At 61.3% G+C, this 17,407-nt stretch carries 15 protein-coding genes; 6 read left to right on the top strand and 9 right to left on the bottom strand.

Annotated features, from left to right (window positions below; all coding sequences use genetic code 11):
• Nucleotides 1-29: 29 nt before the first annotated feature.
• The 9 genes from JFU37_RS18890 to JFU37_RS18850 are packed head-to-tail and all read right to left on the bottom strand — an operon-like array spanning nucleotide 30 to nucleotide 10,551.
• A complete protein-coding gene (locus JFU37_RS18890) occupies nucleotides 30-1,571 on the bottom strand; it encodes an acyl-CoA carboxylase subunit beta (RefSeq protein ID WP_201117310.1) in 1,542 nt (513 codons plus the stop codon).
• Entirely contained in the window at nucleotides 1,568-2,629 is a 1,062-nt protein-coding gene (locus JFU37_RS18885; protein WP_201117307.1) for an alcohol dehydrogenase catalytic domain-containing protein, read from the bottom strand. The genes JFU37_RS18890 and JFU37_RS18885 overlap by 4 nt, the downstream gene beginning before the upstream one ends.
• Before the next feature lie 2 nt (nucleotides 2,630-2,631).
• Nucleotides 2,632-3,816 (bottom strand): thiolase C-terminal domain-containing protein, encoded by a 1,185-nt coding sequence (locus JFU37_RS18880; protein WP_201117305.1) that lies wholly within the window; start codon nucleotides 3,814-3,816, stop codon nucleotides 2,632-2,634.
• Nucleotides 3,813-5,342 (bottom strand): AMP-binding protein, encoded by a 1,530-nt coding sequence (locus tag JFU37_RS18875; RefSeq protein WP_201117303.1) that lies wholly within the window; start codon nucleotides 5,340-5,342, stop codon nucleotides 3,813-3,815. Before JFU37_RS18875 ends, JFU37_RS18880 begins: the two co-directional genes overlap by 4 nt.
• Before the next feature lie 8 nt (nucleotides 5,343-5,350).
• Nucleotides 5,351-5,767 (bottom strand): Zn-ribbon domain-containing OB-fold protein, encoded by a 417-nt coding sequence (locus tag JFU37_RS18870; RefSeq protein ID WP_201117300.1) that lies wholly within the window; start codon nucleotides 5,765-5,767, stop codon nucleotides 5,351-5,353.
• Between the two features lie 7 nt (nucleotides 5,768-5,774).
• Entirely contained in the window at nucleotides 5,775-7,274 is a 1,500-nt protein-coding gene (locus JFU37_RS18865; RefSeq protein WP_201117299.1) for a hypothetical protein, read from the bottom strand.
• A 3-nt stretch (nucleotides 7,275-7,277) separates the two neighbouring features.
• Nucleotides 7,278-8,675: a hypothetical protein gene (locus tag JFU37_RS18860; protein ID WP_201117297.1), complete on the bottom strand. Its 1,398-nt coding sequence runs from the start codon at nucleotides 8,673-8,675 to the stop codon at nucleotides 7,278-7,280.
• On the bottom strand, nucleotides 8,672-10,081 hold the full coding sequence (accC, locus tag JFU37_RS18855) for an acetyl-CoA carboxylase biotin carboxylase subunit (protein ID WP_201117295.1): 1,410 nt from the start codon (nucleotides 10,079-10,081) through the stop codon (nucleotides 8,672-8,674). Before accC ends, JFU37_RS18860 begins: the two co-directional genes overlap by 4 nt.
• Nucleotides 10,081-10,551, bottom strand: coding sequence for an acetyl-CoA carboxylase biotin carboxyl carrier protein (locus JFU37_RS18850; protein WP_201117294.1), 471 nt, complete (start codon nucleotides 10,549-10,551; stop codon nucleotides 10,081-10,083). Before JFU37_RS18850 ends, accC begins: the two co-directional genes overlap by 1 nt.
• A gap of 198 nt (nucleotides 10,552-10,749) precedes the next feature.
• On the opposite strand from JFU37_RS18850, the gene JFU37_RS18845 reads away from it, so the two are divergent.
• From JFU37_RS18845 to JFU37_RS18820, 6 genes are all read left to right on the top strand, one after another.
• A complete protein-coding gene (locus JFU37_RS18845) occupies nucleotides 10,750-10,974 on the top strand; it encodes an acetyl-CoA carboxylase biotin carboxyl carrier protein subunit (RefSeq protein ID WP_201117292.1) in 225 nt (74 codons plus the stop codon).
• Between the two features lie 5 nt (nucleotides 10,975-10,979).
• Nucleotides 10,980-11,690, top strand: a complete 711-nt coding sequence (locus JFU37_RS18840; protein WP_201117290.1) for a GntR family transcriptional regulator — start codon at nucleotides 10,980-10,982, stop codon at nucleotides 11,688-11,690.
• A 65-nt stretch (nucleotides 11,691-11,755) separates the two neighbouring features.
• Entirely contained in the window at nucleotides 11,756-13,309 is a 1,554-nt protein-coding gene (locus JFU37_RS18835; RefSeq protein ID WP_201117288.1) for a class I adenylate-forming enzyme family protein, read from the top strand.
• 2 nt (nucleotides 13,310-13,311) lie between these two features.
• Nucleotides 13,312-14,892, top strand: coding sequence for an acyl-CoA carboxylase subunit beta (locus JFU37_RS18830; protein ID WP_201117285.1), 1,581 nt, complete (start codon nucleotides 13,312-13,314; stop codon nucleotides 14,890-14,892).
• Nucleotides 14,893-14,953: 61 nt separating this feature from the next.
• A complete protein-coding gene (locus JFU37_RS18825; protein ID WP_201117283.1) occupies nucleotides 14,954-16,228 on the top strand; it encodes an MFS transporter in 1,275 nt (424 codons plus the stop codon).
• 2 nt (nucleotides 16,229-16,230) lie between these two features.
• The gene (locus JFU37_RS18820) at nucleotides 16,231-17,238 is read left to right on the top strand and encodes a YeiH family protein (RefSeq protein WP_201117281.1); all 1,008 of its coding nucleotides are present in this window, start codon (nucleotides 16,231-16,233) and stop codon (nucleotides 17,236-17,238) included.
• Nucleotides 17,239-17,407: the final 169 nt, after the last annotated feature.

Below are 17,407 nucleotides of genomic sequence, written 5' to 3'. Positions count from 1 at the left end.
TGTCATTGATCATTAAATGGCTTGTACGGTCAAAAGTAGGTCGGCCAAGTGCGCATTTCGTGGCGTCCGATGCCGTTATTGATCGCGCGTCGCTGCGCCGCCAATGCCTCTACGAGAAAGCGCCGGGTTTCGCCCGGTGCGATCACTTCGTGGGTGCCCATCGCACCCGCCAGTGCGAAGGCCGACGTGTCTTTTGCGAACTCGGCATGCAGCTGGTCATAACGCTCCGGATCACTCTCGCGGGTCACGCTATGCACGACGCTGACCGCCACGCCAGGGTCGACGAAACTGACATCCGCCATGCTCCACGCGGCCGACTGATCACTGTTGCGACCTCCACCAAAATTCAGATAGGCCTGACCGAAACTCTTGCGTACAACCACCGAAATTTTCGGCACCGAGCACAGTTGTACGGCGTGAATCATGTTCATGATGTGGGCCGGAGCGGCGCGTTTCTCGCCTTCAATACCGACGAGAAACCCCGGCGTATCGACCAGAAAGACCAGCGGAATGTTGAACGAGTCGCACAGGGCGATGAAGCCGCTGGCTTTGCGGCAGGCATCGGCGTCCAGCGCTCCGCCCTTGAATTGAGGGTTGGAGGCAACGATGCCGACGCTGGCGCCTTCCAGGCGGGCGAGGGCAGTGACCACCGAGCGCCCGAAGCGGTCTTTAAGTGGAAACAGGCTGTCGCGATCCACCAGCGTGGCGAGCAGCTTGCGCATGTCGTAGGTTTTGCTGCGCTCGTTCGGGACGATGCTTTCAGGTCCCGACGCATCCGGGCGATCCTTGGGTTCGCAGGGCAATACCGGAGGCGTTTCATTCGAGTGTGAGGGCAGGTAGCTGAGAAAACGCCGAATGGCGGTCAACGCTTCCTGGTCATTGTTGACCACCATGTCCGCCAAGCCGGTGATTTCAGAATGCATGCGCCAGCCACCGAGCTCTTCGTTATCTGATGACTCGCCGATCGCCACGGAGGTGACCTTCGGGCTGGAGACAGCGAGCAATGCGCCCTTGCGCATCACAGTGAAATCCGCCAAACACGAGTACCAACTCGCCGAACCGAAGCATGGCCCAAGTACTGCGCTGACCCATGGGCTCTCACGGCGCCGGCAGTATTGCTGGGCGTCCTGACCACCACTGGCCATGCTGGCCGCGCCCATCGCATCCTGCATGCGCTGGCCCGACGACTCGCCGAGGAAGATCAGCGGCATACCGTTGCGGGTGGCACATTCCTTCATGTAAGCGATTTTGCGTGCGTTGATCCACGACGACGAAGCGCCTTTGACCGTCATGTCGTTGGACACGACCGCCACCCGGCGCGAGTCGATGCGGCCAAAACCGGTGATCTTGCCGTCGGCGGGTGTGCTGTCCCGATCTTCGGGGCGGGACGAGTGGGCCAGCATGCCAATCTCGCTGAACGACTGCGGGTCGAGCAGGCCATCAAGACGTTCACGCGCATTGAGCACGCCGGCGTCGCGTCGTGCCTGGAGCTTTGTCTCGCCGCCCATTTGCAGGGTGCTCGTGCGGCGGGCTTGTAGTTCCTGTTCCGGTGATAGGTATTCGCGGGTCATCGGTAAGTCTCATTGGGCACTATGACGGCACGTCCGACGATTTCGCCGCGACGCAGTTTGTGCAGGACTTGCGGCACTTCATCCAGGGGATGGCGGTGCAGATGGATCGGCAGGCGGCCGGTGGCGGCCAGCGCGATAAGTTCGATCAGCTCGGATTTGCTGCCCCCGAACGTGGTGCTGATCATCGCGCCATAGGGCAACGAGCCATTGCACAGCTCGAACGCACCGTGCCCGCGCCCGACCACCACGATGTGCCCGAGGGGACGAATCACGCCGGCCGCCAGACGCAAGGTGTCGCCGCTGCCGACAAAATCCAGGACCGCATCGACCCGGCCGATGCGCTTGAGAAACAACTCAGGGGTTAAGTCGGTGGCGTCCAGCACCCGATCCACCCCTTGGCTGACGGCCAGCCCCAGAGCTTCGACGCGAGTATCGATGGCGATGACTTGGGCTGCCGTGATCGCGCCAAGCGTGGCGATAGCGATATGCCCCAGTCCGCCGACACCAATCACCAATACGCTGCTGCCCGGTTGCAGCAGCGGTGCAACGCGTTTGACCGCGTGGTAGGCGCTGAGTCCGGCATCGGTCAGTGGCGCGGCTTTCCAAGGCTCGAGATTGCCGATATCCACCAGACAGTCCTGATGAACCACAACGTATTCGGCGAGCCCGCCGTCATACCCGCCGCCATAGATACGCCGCGAGGTGGAGCAATAGTTGTTCCAGCCGTCGATGCAGGCGCGGCAGTGACCACAGCCGGGGATGCTCACGGCGCACGCTTGACCGGCAGCCCAGCAGGTGACGCCCGGCCCGAGCGCGTCAATCCAGCCGGCGATCTCATGACCCAGGGTCATCGGCAGCTTCACATCCAGGTGCGGTGGCGAACAGCACAGATCGTCCAGCGCATGCAGATCCGACTGACAGAGGCCATTGCCGCCAACCCGCAGACGTACTTCGCCGGGGCCGGGAATCGGCACAGGCACTTCGCACAAGCGTCCACCGTCGTGCCAGTCGAACATGCGAAAGGCCTGCATGGTGCGTATGGGGGTTGCCGTACTCATGGTCAATCTCCGGGTCCATTCGCCAACACCAGAGACATGAAGGCCGACATCAACAGCCCGCTGGCCTGGACCAGACAACTGCTGGCATTGGCGACCTGGCGCTCGGCGCATTCGCCACGCAGCTGGCGCACGGATTCGATCATCAATTGCATGCCGAATTGACCGGAGTGGTTGAAGGCCAGTCCACCGCCCGACGTATTCACCGGTAGTGCGCCGCCTGGCGCAGCGATGCCACTGCGCAGGAACGCGCCCGCCTGACCTGGCGCGCAGAAACCCATGGCTTCGAGCGCGACCAGCACGTTGATGGTGAAGGCGTCATAGATCTGCACCATGCTCAATTCGTCGCGCGTGATGCCGGACATGTGCAGCGCGCGCTCGGTGCAGCCGGCGATAACGCCAGGGTCGAGCCAGTCGGTAGAGCTCAGTGGTGTCATGTGATGTCGATAGGTATCAGCGAAGCCGCGGATGAAGACGGGTGGCTTGGCCAACGTGCGGGCGTGTTCGGTTTTGGTCAGGATCAACGCACCAGCACCGTCGCTGACCAGGCAAATATCGGCCTTGCGCAACGGGTCCGAGATCAGCGGCGAAGCCAGATACTCTTCCATCGTCAGCGGTTTACGCAGCGTGGCCTGTGGATTCAATTGCGCCCAGCGCCGCGCATTGATCGCCACTTCGCCGAGGTCCTCGACGTTCGCCTGATAGCGATGCAAATACTGCTGAGCGAGCATCGCGTACCAACTGATCGGGCTGAGCACACCGTACGGCGCCACGAATTGCCCCGAAGGGGAGCGCGGGTCGGTGACCACGCCGCCACGGCTGCGGCTGTGATCCAGGCGCTGGGTGCTGCCATAGGTGACCAGCGCGACGGAGCACAAGCCAGCATCGATCGCCGCCATGGCGTGGATCAGGTGAGTGAGCGGCGAGCCGCCGCCCACCACCGTGCTGTCGACATAGCGCGGCGTGATGCCCAGATACTCACTGACCAGCAGCGCATTGGCGCGGTCGTCCCAATGGGCGAATACCCCATCGACATCGGCCAGCGTGAGCCCGGCATCGAGCAAGGCATCGCGAGCCGATCGGCATTGCAGCGACAGCGCAGTGTCACCCGGCTGCGCCTTGCCGAGACCGGCCTCGCCGACACCGACAATGGCGTAGCGGCCGGCCAGACGGGAAGCGTCGAGCGTCATGGTTGAGGCTCCTGCGCGATGAGCTGCGCCCGCACGTCTTTCTTCAACACCTTGCCGACCGGGCTGCGCGGCAGGCTTTCCCAGAACAGCACCTGTTTAGGCGTCTTCAAGCTGCCGAGTTTTTCGCGGCAGGTCGCGATGAATTCTTCGGCGGTGGCGCTGGCGCCCGCCTTGAGTTCGATGACGGCGATGACTTTCTCGCCCCAGTCGGCATCGGGAATGCCGACCACGGCGCAATCCATGACGGCTGGATGTGCCCAGATCACCTGCTCGATCTCGCTCGGGTAGATGTTGAAACCGCCGGAGATGATCATGTCCTTGGTGCGATCGACGATGTACAGATAACCCCCTTCGTCGAACACGCCGATGTCACCGGTGTGGTGCCAGCCGAACCGGCGTGCCTCGGCATTGGCTTGCGGGTTGTCGTAGTAACCCGGGGCTACCAACTCACCGCGGACGACGATCTCGCCGCGCTCGCCGGACTCGACGATCCGTCCTTCCTCATCCATCAGCACCACTTCGCAGGCACCGGTGGGACGGCCGGCGGAACCCAAATGCTTACCGTCACGCATGTGATCTTCGCGGGTCAGTATCGTGATGACGCCCGGTACTTCGGATTGGCCATAGGCCTGAACGAACACCGGTCCCCACAACGCGATGCCTTCACGCAGTTTGTCCACGGACATCGGCGCGGCGCCGTAGATCACGTATTCCAGTGACGAGCAGTCGCGCGTCCTGGCATCCGGATGCGACAGCAGTCGGTAGATCAGCGTCGGTGGCAGGAACAGGTGAGTGATGCGTTCCCGTTCGATGGTTTCGAGGACGGCGCCCGGATCGGCGGAGGGGGCGATCACGTTACGCGTGCCGAAACTCGACAGCGCCATGGCGGTTGCACCCGCAGCATGGGTCAGCGGTGCCACGACCAGATGCGCGGGACTCTTTGCCGGTGGCATGAACTGGTTGCTGATGCGGTAGCAGGCCAACAGGGCACGATGGCTCTGCATGATCGCCTTCGGCCGTCCGGTCGTGCCCCCCGAGGACTTGATCAGGGCGGTGTCGTCGAGGGTCTGGCGCACGGTGCAGTGCTGGCCGGCGTGTTCGCGGCACCAATCGGCGATGCTCAGGCCGTCGATTGGTTCGTCCAGACCGATCACGGTTTTCAGTGTCGGCACGCCTGCGCGGATGCGCTCGGCATGCTCGAAGTACTGCGAGTGCAGCACCAGCACGGACAACCGGGTGAAGCTCATGAACCAGATCAGGCTGTCGATCGAATCACGGGCATTCAGGGGGACGAAGGTGGCTCCTGCGCGCAAGGCGCCCAGCATGGCGACGAAGCTCAACGGGTGATTGGGCGCCAGTACGCCTACATGGGCTGAACTCAGGTCCAGCAGCGTCAGGGCATGGCCGATGGCATGGGAGTCGGCCTGAACCTCGGCGTAGGTGAGGCTAAACCCTGTGCCTTGCAGGCAGACGTTATCCGGGTGGCGATTGGCGCCGGCATCGAAGTGGTCGGTAATCATTTCCATGGTGACGGCTAATCCAAAAGAGTGAACTGAGGCAGCGTGCAGGATTCGCTGACGGACTCGAAACAGACGCTGACGCGGGCGCCGATGGTGACGCGCTCAAGGTCGGCATCCAGGATGTTGGCGAGCAGACGCACGCCTTCATCGAGGTCGATCAGCGCAACCACATAGGGCAGCCGAGCCTCGAAGGCCGGCGAGGGCGCGATCCGGCAGACCGTGTAGGTGTTGATGCGCCCATGACCGCTGGCATTGATCCATTCAATGCTGTCGGACAGGCAGCTGATGCAGAACGCTCGTGGGTAAAACTGGCAGTTCCCGCAACTACCGCAACGCTGGATCACCAGTCGGTGTTCCTGCGCGGCTGCCCAATAGGCGGCCGTTTCGGCGGTGGGTTGCGGCAATGGCCGTGCAGAGAGGGGAGTCGACATGGCAGCCTCAGCGAGTACGCAGTTCGAAACCGGCCATGGCGATATGCACACTGCGTTGCTCCGGGAGCTTGGCCAGACCGGCGATCAGTTCGTGCAGCGGACGGCGCACACTGAAGGTGTCGTCGACCACGGTCGGTTCTAGCCCGGTGATTTTTTCGTCGCCGTACATGGCGCGCAGCAGCAGTTCGTCATCCGACAAGCCGGGATAGCGACGACGCAGCTCAGGAACCCTTGGCGCCAGCACCGGTGGCGTTGCAGCAACCTCGCGGGAGCCGTTGGCGAGTACGCGATCCTTGACGTCTGGATCGACCGGCAGCGGCAGTGCACCGAAATAGCCGCAGACGTACTTTTTCACTTCGTCCGGCACCACCTTGTAACGCTCGCCGCTCAGCACGTTCATCACCGCCTGTGCGGCGATCATGGCGGGGAAGGGGGTTGCCATCACAGGCGAGCCCAATTCCACGCGGACGCGGCCGATCTCTTCGAGCACGACCGGCAGCTTGTCGGCGATTCCCGCCAGCTGAAGCTGCGATTGCAGATTGGACATGGCGCCGCCGGCGTACTGGGTGACAAAGTGAGCCGGGTCGTACTCCGCCGGGACTCCGACGGGGAAGCCGTTCTCTTCGGCAACCCCGGCAAGGTAGTCACCGATTTCGTCTGCCGCACGGTCATCGAAACTGACCTCGAAGCCAATCTCGCGCAGGTTGCGCGCCAACATCTGTGCCGATGGCCCGGCATTGCCGTTGGCCAACGGATCGATCGAGCATAGCAGACGGTCGGCGCCGTTTACCGCGGCTTCGATTGCAACCAGCGAACCGGTCGCGTTCAGGCAATGGGTGATTATTTCTAGCGGTCGATCACCGATCACAGCCTTGATCGCCGGCACAATGCTGCGCACCTGCTCCACCGTCATGCTGCCGCCGGCGTCACCGAAGGTAAAGGCGTCGATATCGAAGCGCTGGATGGCCTCGCGCGCCTTTGCGGCATAGAACGCCGCGTCGTAGCCGGGGGCCAGGTTGTAAATCATGGCGAGGGTCGTTGTCGCGCCGAGTCGCTTGGCGGTGGTGATCGCAGGCACCAGGTTATCCCAGCAGTGCAGGGAGTCGAGAAAGCCGATATCGCGCGCACCGTTGGCGACCAGACGTTCGACGTACAGCTCACTCAAATCGTCGGGCTCGGGGTAGAAGCTGCGTAGCATATTGCTACGCACGATGCCGCGCAGCGGCGTGTGGCGGATACGCTCGGACAACAAACGTAGCCGTTCCAACGGACTTTGGTTGAGGAACAGCACGCTGGCGTCGAACTGCACCAACGCAATGCCTTCTATAACATCAAAACCCAGGGCATCCAGGCGCTCGGCCATTGGCAGCATGTGCTCGGTGCGCATACGGGTGGCCCACAGGCACTGGTGCGCGTCACGCAGGGTGGCATCGACCAGCTGGATACGCCGACGTTTGCCGGTACGAACGAATTCCGCGTTCACTTTTTCGCGTAGTTGATTCAGCACATGTCACCCCTTGCTGTGTTCGAGATGGATGGACAGGCCAGGGCCTGTGACACTCAATACGGTGTAGTCGGGCCAGCGTTGCAGCAGCCCGTGTGTCAGGGCTTGCTCAGGTGTGCGAACGTCATAGTGAAGTTTCTGCAGCGGCGGCAGTGCAGGGCAGCCGCAGACCAATGCCGCCAGCGCTTCTTCAGTGGCGGGCACGTTGACCGGACGGCAAGGGTTCGCGACCGCGCCGATGCGTTGTTGCAGGCTGATCAGGGACGTGTTGACCGGGCCGTAACAGCCTTGTAGCCAGCGGCGCAGTGCAGGCTGCAACGTCGCGAAGCGTGGGCGGGCATCGAGATGTTCAAGTGCCTGTTGAGCGATCGCTTGTGCGAAAGGTTGCAGCATCGGCGGATGGCCGAGCTCCTGGCGGATGCGCGTGCATTCGCGGGAAAACTCGAACACATCAGCCAGGCGCCCGCGTTCGCGCAATGCTTGCATGGCTTGGGCAGCGATTTCGCCCGGCAATTGGTGTTCGTAAGGGGCCAGGTCGAAAGCCCAGGGCAGGCTGTCGGCAAATCCTTCCTGATCCGCCACGGCAGCGAGCTGAGCCTGGGCTTCTTTGAGACGGTCCTGATCCGGTGATTGCAGAGGCAGTTCCAGCAACGCCGCAGAGCGGATCAGCAACGGCAACGAAGGCACCGATGCGCCGTTGGCGACACCGGGCAGCGCAGCATCGAGGCGGTCGACGCCGAGTCGAATCGCTTCTAGTGCGACCTGCGGGCCGAGGCCGGTATGGCAGCGTGTGTGCAGATCCAGAGGTCTGCCATCTGCACCGCTGCGCAGGGCCGAGAGTAAGTCGGGTAGGCGGTCGACATGCAGCAGGCCAGCTTCGTCACGCAGCATGATGCGCTGTGCACCTGTTCGGGCCAGCTGTGCGGCACAGGCCGCATACCAGGCATTGGAATGCTCGTAATCGTCTATATAGGGCAGCGCGGCGATGGCTGTCAGGCCATTGGCCTGCGTCTTCTGTACTGCGTCCCCCATACGTGAAAGGTCCAGCAGCGGGTCTATCAAGACGACCTCGCTGACGCCGGATTTCGCAAGCAGTCGCAGCCAGGTATCCAGCGCTTCGCCAGCGAGCATGTCGAGATAGCCATGGGCAGGCCGTAGGTTCACGGTTGCGCGCAAGGGTGTGCCATTGGCGCGCTCGCGCAACGCGGCGACGCGTTGCAGCGGGTTCTCATCACGGCTGATGCATTGCGCGACCACGGCGGGGCTCAACACTTCGATCGCGGCAAGTCGCGCGTGCCCAAGCGAGATCATCGTCCTCTGCAGCATCGCGGTGCTGGCGGCACCGCTCCAGACTGTGGTCTGACCGTCGGTCAGGCTGACGTCGACCAGTGTTGTCGTGCTCATGCGCGCTCCTTGGCTTGTTTCAAAGCCTGTTTGCGGGCCGGTACGAAGACATCTTCAACCCAGCGAGTGGTGACGAGCCCCGCGACGAAGTCCGGGTGGTCGAGCACGGCATGATGGAAACTGGCGGTGGTCGACAGTCCCACGACTTTCATGTCCTCCAGCGCCTTGCGCATCAGCACGATGGCCTCGCTGCGCGTCGGCGCATGCACGATCAGTTTGGCCAGCAGGGAGTCATAAAACGGCGGAACGGTGGCGCCGCTGTAGCAATGGGTATCGACCCGCACGCCTTTACCTTTGGGTGGCTGCCACTCGCTCACCTGACCCGGGCTCGGCAGGAAGTTGCGGTCCGGGTCTTCGGCGTTGATTCGACACTCAATTGCATGGCCGACCAGATTGACGTCTGACTGGCTGAACGACAGCGGCAGGCCTGCGGCGATGCGAATCTGCTCGGCAACCAGGTCGAAGCCAGTGATCATTTCCGTCACCGGGTGTTCGACCTGGATGCGGGTATTCATTTCCAGAAAATAGAATTTGCCATCACGGTCATCGACCACGAATTCGATCGTACCCGCGCCGAAGTAGCCAACATTTTTCGCCAGACGTACGGCGCACTCGCCCATTTGCTCCCGGGTGTGCGGCGCAAGGCTGGGGGAGGGCGCTTCCTCGATCAGTTTCTGGTGACGGCGTTGGGTCGAGCACTCCCGCTCGCCCAGATGCACCACATTGCCATGGCGGTCGCCCATGATCTGGATTTCGATATGGCGCGCCAGTTCGATGAATTTCTCGACGTACAAGGTCGGATCGCCAAAGGCTGCTTGCGCTTCCGACGAGGCCGAACGGAAAGCCGCCTCGGCTTCTTCGTCGCTGCGCACGATGCGCATGCCGCGTCCGCCACCGCCGGCGGTGGCCTTGAACAGCACGGGATAGCCGATCTCGCTGGCGATGGTGCGAGCGGTGTCGGCATCGGCCACGGCATCCGAGCCCGGTACTCGGGGTACTTCGGCGTTTTCCGCCAGACCGACGGCGGTGATTTTGTCGCCCATCGAATCAATGATCTCGGCCGATGGCCCGATGAAGACAATGCCGGCGTCTTCGCAGGCTTGAGCGAAATGCGAGCGTTCGGAAAGGAAGCCATAACCCGGATGGATGGCGTCGCAGCGGTGTTCCAGTGCCGTGCGCACCAGCAGATCGGCGCACAGATAGCTTTGCGCAGCCGGCGGTGGGCCAATGACGACGTATTGGTCGGCCAGACGGGCGGCGAGGCTGTCGCGGTCGGCTTCGGAAACGGCCGCGACCGATTCGATGCCCAGGGTTTTGCAGGCGCGCACGATACGTACGGCGATTTCGCCACGGTTGGCGATCAATACACGACGAATGTCGCGGGTTGCCACGGGAATGCTGCTCATCAGCGAGTCTCCGGTTCGATAATCATCAAGAGTTGGTCCCGCTGCACCATCTGCAGGTCTTGGGCGACGATGCGCACGACGCGGCCGTTCACCGGGGACGCGAGGGTGTTGAAGAGTTTCATGGCCTCGACCAGGCACAGGGGCGCACCGGCCTCCACCATGGCGTTTTCCTCAACAAAGGAAGGTTGGTCGGGACTGGGTTTGCGATAGAAGGTGCCCATCATGGTCGCTCGCACGGCCACCAGGCCTTCGGCGACTTCCGGTTCGCTTGTGACCAGCACGGACGGCGTTGCCGGTGCGGGTTTTGCGGGCGAAGCGCTGCTGTGTGCAGGCTCCAGCGAGCGCTGAATCGTGCCCGACTTGCTGGCCGTCAATGTGGTGTCACCGATGCGGACTTCAAGGAAGTCCAGATGCGTCGTGTGATCCAGTATCTCCAGGATTCTTCGTGCTTCTTTATGTGTGAGCGACATGCCTTAGGGCCTCTTGTTGTTCGAATTGCCTTGACCGATAAAAACATCCAAACGTAGGATTGTCAACAATCAGACAATCATGTAGTTTACTGATCATCACCCAGGGCGTTCACGCAGCACTTGATAGAAAAAGCGTAGCGTGTGGCAGCCAAGGGCCCGGCGATTTCGGAAAACAGTAGTGTTTTGGAGGGGGCGAGAATGAGTACAATCGCGGTTAAATCGGATGTCGCTGGGACGGTGTGGCAGATCCATGTCCGCGAAGGCGATGTCGTTGAAGAAGATCAGACGCTGATCATCATGGAGTCCATGAAAATGGAAATTCCCTTGATGGCCGCGGAATCGGGTCGAGTGGTCAGTGTTCTCGTTGCCGAGGGCGAAGTCGTGAAAGATGGCCAGGATGTTTTGCTTATGGAGTGCGATTGAAGTCTATGTCAATGAATGCAGGTTCGGCGTCGGCCGCCAAGGGCGGTAATGCAATAGGTATCATGCGGGCTGGTCGCCAGCGCGTGTTGACGATGCCGGAGCAGATTGCCGAGAGCATTACGCTTGCGATTCTACGAGGTGAATACGGGCCGGGTGATTCCGTGCGTGAGCAGGAACTGGCCGACCACTTTCAGGTCAGCCGTGGTCCGATTCGCGAGGCCCTGCGTATTCTCGAGAAAGTAGGCGTCGTGACCATCGTGCCGCAGCGTGGCGCGCATGTGACTTCATTGAGCCGGCAGGAGATCGACAATCTGTTCGAAATCCGCGCCGTGTTGGCCGGGTTGGTGGCCAAATATGTGGCTGACCTTGATGCGTCTGCCGTGAATCAAATGGATGCCATCGTTACCCGGCTCGAGCTGATCGCTGCGCAATCGGATGCGCTGGATGAATACGCGCAAGGCAGTTATCGCCTGAGCACGCTGTTGTTCCAGGCATGCGGTAACAAGCAGCTGGCAGAACTGATGGGTGCGCTGGGTATTCAGACCGCACGCTACACCCGGTTGGGGTTGCGTTCCCCAGAGCGCCGCCAGGCATCCGTCATTTATTGGCGCGACCTGGTCGAAGCACTCAGACAAAACAACAGCGCGGTCGCCGGACAACTGATGGTTGAACTGATCAAGGCCTCCCATCAAGCCGCATTGAATCATTTGGAATAAACCACACGGGGGCACAACACTCCCAAGTGCTGTGTCAAATTGTCGACAATAAGACAAAAAAGATCATGACAAAAAAACGTACCGCAGGATTAATGCTGAGTTGGGCCGCCCGACAACACCGAGGCCGCACCGCCCTGATTTTCGGGGACGACTGCCTGACCTATGACGACGTCGAGACGGGCAGCAACCGTCTGGCCCACGCCCTGGTTGCTCTGGGGTTGCAGGTCGGTGAGCGCGTCGCTGTGTTACTCAACAACTCGCCCGAGGCGATCGAGAGCGTTTTTGCTGTCGAGAAGGCAGGGTTGGTTTACGTGGCGCTGAATGCACGACATACGCTGGCCGAGCAGATCGCGATCCTCGACGACGCTGGCGCAAGCCTGCTGGTGGCGGGGCCGGAGTTCCGCGAGATTGGCGAAGGTGTTCGTGATCGTGTCGCAAGCTTGCGCCATGTCATTGGGCTTGATTGGCAGGCTCCGCAGGTAGTGGATTACCGCGAAGTGCTCGCTTCAATGCCGGCACATGCGCCGAATGTTCAGGTCTGCGCGGATGCGTTGTTGCGTATCGCCTATACCTCGGGCACGACCGGAAAACCCAAGGGCGTGACCTACACGGTCAAGCGTTGGTACGAACGCCTGACCAACCATTTCTACGCCATGGAATACAGCCTGGGCGTGGAGGATGCGATGTTGCATGTCGGTCCTTTGACCCATGCCGCGGGCGTCCATTTGCTGCCCTGCTACCTGCGGGGTGCGCGCAATGTGATTCTTGAGAAATTCGAGCCACTGGAAACGCTGATACAAATCGAGCGCCATCGCATTACCCAAATGATGTGCGTGCCGACCATGCTCACGCGTTTGCTTGACACACTCGACAGCGGCGTCGAGGCCGATCTAACGTCGCTCAAGTGCATTCATTACGGGACAGCGCCGACCTCCGTTGACCTGATCCGCAGAGCCATTGCGCGGTTCGGTCCGGTGATGCGCCAGCAGTATGGAATGACCGAGGCGGTACAGCCGCTGGCGGTGCTGTATCCGCACGAACACGCTGAAGACGATGTGCTGCGCTCCTGCGGCAAACCGACCGCGAATGTGCAGATCACCGTGCGCGATGCCAACGGTCAAGAGCTGGCGGCGGGTGAAATTGGCGAGATCGCCATCGCCACCGACGGTATCGGTGAAGTGGCGTTCTGGCGCCGTCCCGACCTGGAAGCCGAAGCGATTCGCGATGGCTGGTACTACTCGGGCGACCTTGGCTACCTCGATGCGCAGGGCTTTCTTTATATCGTCGGGCGCAACAAGGACATGATCATTTCCGGTGGCTTCAACGTCTACGCGCGTGAAGTTGAGGATGCGCTGGAAAGCCATCCGCAAGTCGTCGAAGTAGCGGTTCTGGGTTTGCCCGATACGGAGTGGGGCGAGCGTATTGCAGCCTTTGTCGTCACACGCGAAGGCGCCACCGTCGACAGCGAAGCGCTTGGCAACCATTGCACTGCACTGATCGCGGGCTACAAAAAGCCGCGCCTCATCGAGTTCGTCGACGCGCTGCCGCGCAACAACGCCGGCAAGGTCGTAAAAAACATTCTGCGCGATGGCTATCTCGCGCGCCTTGAGAGGAATTAATCATGAGCACGCCTGTTGCCCCTGAATGGTCGCTGGAGCTTGCCGACATCCGTGCGCGCCGCGAAGTTGCCTATGCATTGGGTGGCCCGGAAGCGGTGGAAAAACATCATGCCCAAGGCAAACTCACGGCGCGTGAGCGAATTGGCCATCTGCTGGAAAGCGCAAGCTTTGAAGAGTTCGGCATCTTGGCCGGCGCCGTGAAATACACAGCGGAAGGCAAAATTTCCTCGGCCACACCGAGCACGGCAGTCGTGGGCGTGGGCACGATCGAACAGCGGCGTACCGTGGTGGCGGCGGATGATTTCACCATTCGAGGCGGTTCGTCGGAAGCGGCGGTCGCGGAAAAGTGGATCTATGCCGATCGTTATGCGTGGGAGTACAAGCTGCCGATCATTCGCATGATCGACAGCGCTGGCGGCAGCGTGAAGCTGCTCGACAAGCTCGGTCATACCAAGATTCCGGGTTACGCCCTGTTGCCGATCACCCCTCTGTTGGGTGCCGTGCCGGTTGTCGGCATTGCCCACGGTGCCTGCGCAGGTCTTGGTGCGTTGCGGGTTGCCGCCTCGCACCTTGCGATCATGGTGCGTGGCCAGAGCCAGGTGTTTGCGGCGGGCCCGCCGGTGGTGAAGCAGGCATTTGGTATCGATATCGACAAGAATGACCTCGGCGGTTACGACCAGGTGCATCGTCACAGCGGCATGATCAATCTGGCTGCCAACAGCGACACCGAGGCCTTGGATCTGGCCAAGCGTTTCTTGTCGTATCTGCCGGGCAATGTCTGGGAGCAGCCGCCACGGGCAACAGTGACGGACGCTCCCGGCCGTCGCGATGCCTGGCTCAACGACGCGATTCCCCATGACCGGCGCAAGATTTTCAACCCGCACAAGATCCTCAAGTCGCTGGTCGACAAAGACAGTCTGTTCGAGATGTCTCCGGATTTCGGCGCGTCGACCATCACTGCGTTTGCCCGTCTGAACGGCTATTCGGTCGGGATTATCTGCAACAACCCGCGCGTCGGCGGCGGTGCGCTGACCCGTGCGGCGGCGCTCAAACAGACCCGCTTCATCGACCTGTGCGACACCTTTCATCTGCCGATCATCTTCCTTGTGGACCAGCCGGGTGTCATGACCGGGCAAGAAGCAGAAATGCAGGGCACCCTGAGTGCTGCGATGCAGGCGGTGCATGCGATCGAGCAAGCGAGCGTGCCGGTCATCACCATCGTGCTGCGCCGCTGTGTCGGGCTTGCCGGTGCGATGGTCAGTCCCTGGCATGGTCCGACGGGCACGGCACTGCCGCACCGGTTTGCCTGGCCTTCGGCGCAATGGGGCTCGATCCCTATCGAGGGTGGCGTCGCGGCCGCTTACAAGCAGGAAATCGCCGCGGCCGAGGATCCGCTGGCGCGGCGCAAAGAGCTGGAAGCTCATTACCAGGCGTTGGCTTCACCGCTGCGTACGGCCGAGCGCTTTGGCGTCATTGACATCATCGAGCCGGACAGTACGCGCCCGCTGCTGTGCAACTGGGTGGGTGATGCCTATCGCATCACTGCACTTTCCCTTGGGCCGAAGCGGCGGACCATGCGCTAGTCCTGGCAGGACGAGCGGCATCCGGCCTTACCTTCATAACAACAACTCAAAGGTACAGACGATGTTCTGGAAAAAGAGTCCTTGCGCCGTTTTGGCAACGCTGATGGTGATTCACCTGCTGGCCCAGGTGGACCGAAATATTCTGCTGGGCTTCGCACCGCAAATCACCGGCGAGCTGGCGATCAATAACGCGCAGTATGGCTTTCTGGTCGGTGCGGTCTGGGTGCTGAGCTATGGCGTGATGGCGGTGTTTCTCGGTGCGCTGGCGGATCGTCACAGTCGGCCACGGGTGATCGGTGCAGGCATGCTTGTCTGGAGTGTCTGTACGGTGGCCTCCGGCTTTGTCCAGAACTTCGAACAAATGGTAGCAGCGCGCTTTCTGGTGGCCACCGGTGAAGCGGCGTTGGTGCCCGCTGCCACGGCGCTGTTGATGGAGTTGTTCTCCGAGAAGCGCAGGGGCACGGCGGTGGGGTTGTTCTACCTCGGTATTCCATTGGGCATTGGCTGCAGCTTTTTGCTGGCGGGCACGCTCGGTGCCGCGCATGGCTGGCGCACGACGTTTTATGTGCTGGGTGTTTGCGGTGTGGTCATCGGCCTGCCGTTGATGTTGATGAGCGATAAGCGCAGCAGCGATACGGTGCAGGAGCGCGGTGCACCCCTCAAGACTCAGTTGGCCGCGGTATTCGGTGAACTGCGCAGCAACCGTGTCGTGCGTTACACCGTTGCCGGGTTTGTGCTGGCGCACCTGGTCTATCCGGGCATTTCGTTCGCGCAGCTCTGGATTGTGCGGGAGAGAGGGCTAGACGCGGCCCATATCGCCATGACTATGGGCGCCATGCAGATCGTTTTCGGCTCATTGGGCGCGTTGGCTGGCGGCATTTTGAGCGACCGTCTGGCCCCTCGATTCAAAGGCGGCCACGCCAGTGTGCTGGTGTTGCTCATGCTACTGAGCGCGCCGTTCATGATTGCCTACCGCCTGGTACCCACCGATTCACCACTGTTCTACGTGGGGATGGCTGTCGGCATTTTCATGTTGATGTCGCTTTACGGTTCCGCGACCACTGCGATTCAGGGAGCCGTCCCCGTGCACATGCGTTCGACGGTCATGGGCTGTTCGATGCTCCTGCTGAACCTCTTTTCGGTGGCACTCGGCACGTTTGTCGTGGGCTGGATCAGCGATGCATTGGCGGCTGCCGGAGTGGCCTCGCCGCTGACCCATGTGTTGTTGGTCAGCGACATTCTTGCGTTGGCATTGGGTGGGTTCTTCTTCGTAGTGGCGGCTCGTGTCAAGCGTGAAAGCGCGTGTGCACTGCCGGCCATGGGGATCAAGGTTTAGTTATGTCCAGATCCGCCGTGATTCAGTTTCAGTCCGTTGTCAGCCAGTACCTTCCGGGTATTCTGGCCAGCATTGTGGTCGCCATTGCGGCACGTTTTCTGGCCGATCAATACCAGGCGCCGGTGATGCTGTTGGCACTCTTGCTTGGTATGGCCATGAATTTTCTGGCGGCGGGGCCGAGCAAGCCGGGTATCGATTTCAGTGCTCGTGAAGTGCTGCGTGTGGGGGTTGCCTTGCTAGGCCTGCGCATCTCCCTGGAGCAGATCGTGGCGCTTGGTTGGCATCCGGTGCTGATCGTGGTCGTGTCGGTGGTGGTCACCATTTTGGTGTCCATGCTGGCGGCGCGCGCTCTGGGCTTCAATGCGTTGTTCGGTCTGTTGTCCGGTGGCGCCACCGCGATCTGTGGGGCATCCGCGGCACTGGCGTTGGCGGCGGCGTTGCCCGCCCATCATGCCAAGGAGCGCGCGACGCTGTTCACGGTCATTGGCGTGTCCGCGCTGTCGACCCTGGCGATGATTCTGTATCCGGTGATTGCCCGAGCGCTCGGCCTGGACCCGCTGCAAGCCGGGGTATTTCTCGGCGCCACCATCCATGACGTTGCTCAGGTGGTGGGTGCCGGCTACAGCATGTCGCATGACATCGGCGATACGGCCACGGTGGTGAAACTGATGCGCATCGCCATGCTGCTGCCGGTCATCGTCAGTGCTGTTTTGATCACCCGTTCTCAGGGCGGGCAGGGGACAGGTGAGCGGCCACCGTTGTTGCCCTGGTTTGCCGTGGCCTTCATTGCCTTGGCGGCGGTGACCAGTTTCGGTTGGCTGCCTTCAGCGGTGCAGAGTCTGGGTAACCAAATGTCGAGTTGGTGCCTGGTCATCGCCATCAGTGCGCTGGGGATGAAAATCCAGTTGAAGGAGCTGGCCACGGTGGGGCTCAAGCCCATTCTCTTGATGGTTGGTGAAACCGTGTTCTTGCTGGGACTGGTGTTGCTGTTGATACGACTCGGTAGTTGAGTCAGGTCGTTCAATGCCGTGGGGTGTGCTGACTCCGGCGGTATTGATGGGTCACTTTAAATGAATCGAACCCTCCCCTGATGGGGATAAGAGCGGTGAGCACTGTTGCGCCCGGATTGGGTGGCCAGATGTTTTTCATAAACACAAAAACAACAACAAAAAAAAATCG

Origin of the sequence: Pseudomonas sp. TH41 (assembly GCF_016650695.1) — a bacterium.
Taxonomy (GTDB): domain Bacteria; phylum Pseudomonadota; class Gammaproteobacteria; order Pseudomonadales; family Pseudomonadaceae; genus Aquipseudomonas.
Note: the sequence above shows the minus strand (reverse complement) of the source record. Positions and strands in the feature narration are given on the sequence as shown.

Bases quoted from the DNA above. Each gene is read 5' to 3' on its own strand.
- JFU37_RS18890 (WP_201117310.1), bottom strand. From the start codon at position 1,571: ATGACCCGCGAATACCTATCACCGGAACAGGAACTACAAGCCCGCCGC.
- JFU37_RS18885 (WP_201117307.1), bottom strand. From the start codon at position 2,629: ATGAGTACGGCAACCCCCATACGCACCATGCAGGCCTTTCGCATGTTC.
- JFU37_RS18880 (WP_201117305.1), bottom strand. From the start codon at position 3,816: ATGACGCTCGACGCTTCCCGTCTGGCCGGCCGCTACGCCATTGTCGGT.
- JFU37_RS18875 (WP_201117303.1), bottom strand. From the start codon at position 5,342: ATGGAAATGATTACCGACCACTTCGATGCCGGCGCCAATCGCCACCCG.
- JFU37_RS18870 (WP_201117300.1), bottom strand. From the start codon at position 5,767: ATGTCGACTCCCCTCTCTGCACGGCCATTGCCGCAACCCACCGCCGAA.
- JFU37_RS18860 (WP_201117297.1), bottom strand. From the start codon at position 8,675: ATGAGCACGACAACACTGGTCGACGTCAGCCTGACCGACGGTCAGACC.
- accC (WP_201117295.1), bottom strand. From the start codon at position 10,081: ATGAGCAGCATTCCCGTGGCAACCCGCGACATTCGTCGTGTATTGATC.
- JFU37_RS18850 (WP_201117294.1), bottom strand. From the start codon at position 10,551: ATGTCGCTCACACATAAAGAAGCACGAAGAATCCTGGAGATACTGGAT.
- JFU37_RS18845 (WP_201117292.1), top strand. From the start codon at position 10,750: ATGAGTACAATCGCGGTTAAATCGGATGTCGCTGGGACGGTGTGGCAG.
- JFU37_RS18840 (WP_201117290.1), top strand. From the start codon at position 10,980: ATGTCAATGAATGCAGGTTCGGCGTCGGCCGCCAAGGGCGGTAATGCA.
- JFU37_RS18835 (WP_201117288.1), top strand. From the start codon at position 11,756: ATGACAAAAAAACGTACCGCAGGATTAATGCTGAGTTGGGCCGCCCGA.
- JFU37_RS18830 (WP_201117285.1), top strand. From the start codon at position 13,312: ATGAGCACGCCTGTTGCCCCTGAATGGTCGCTGGAGCTTGCCGACATC.
- JFU37_RS18825 (WP_201117283.1), top strand. From the start codon at position 14,954: ATGTTCTGGAAAAAGAGTCCTTGCGCCGTTTTGGCAACGCTGATGGTG.
- JFU37_RS18820 (WP_201117281.1), top strand. From the start codon at position 16,231: ATGTCCAGATCCGCCGTGATTCAGTTTCAGTCCGTTGTCAGCCAGTAC.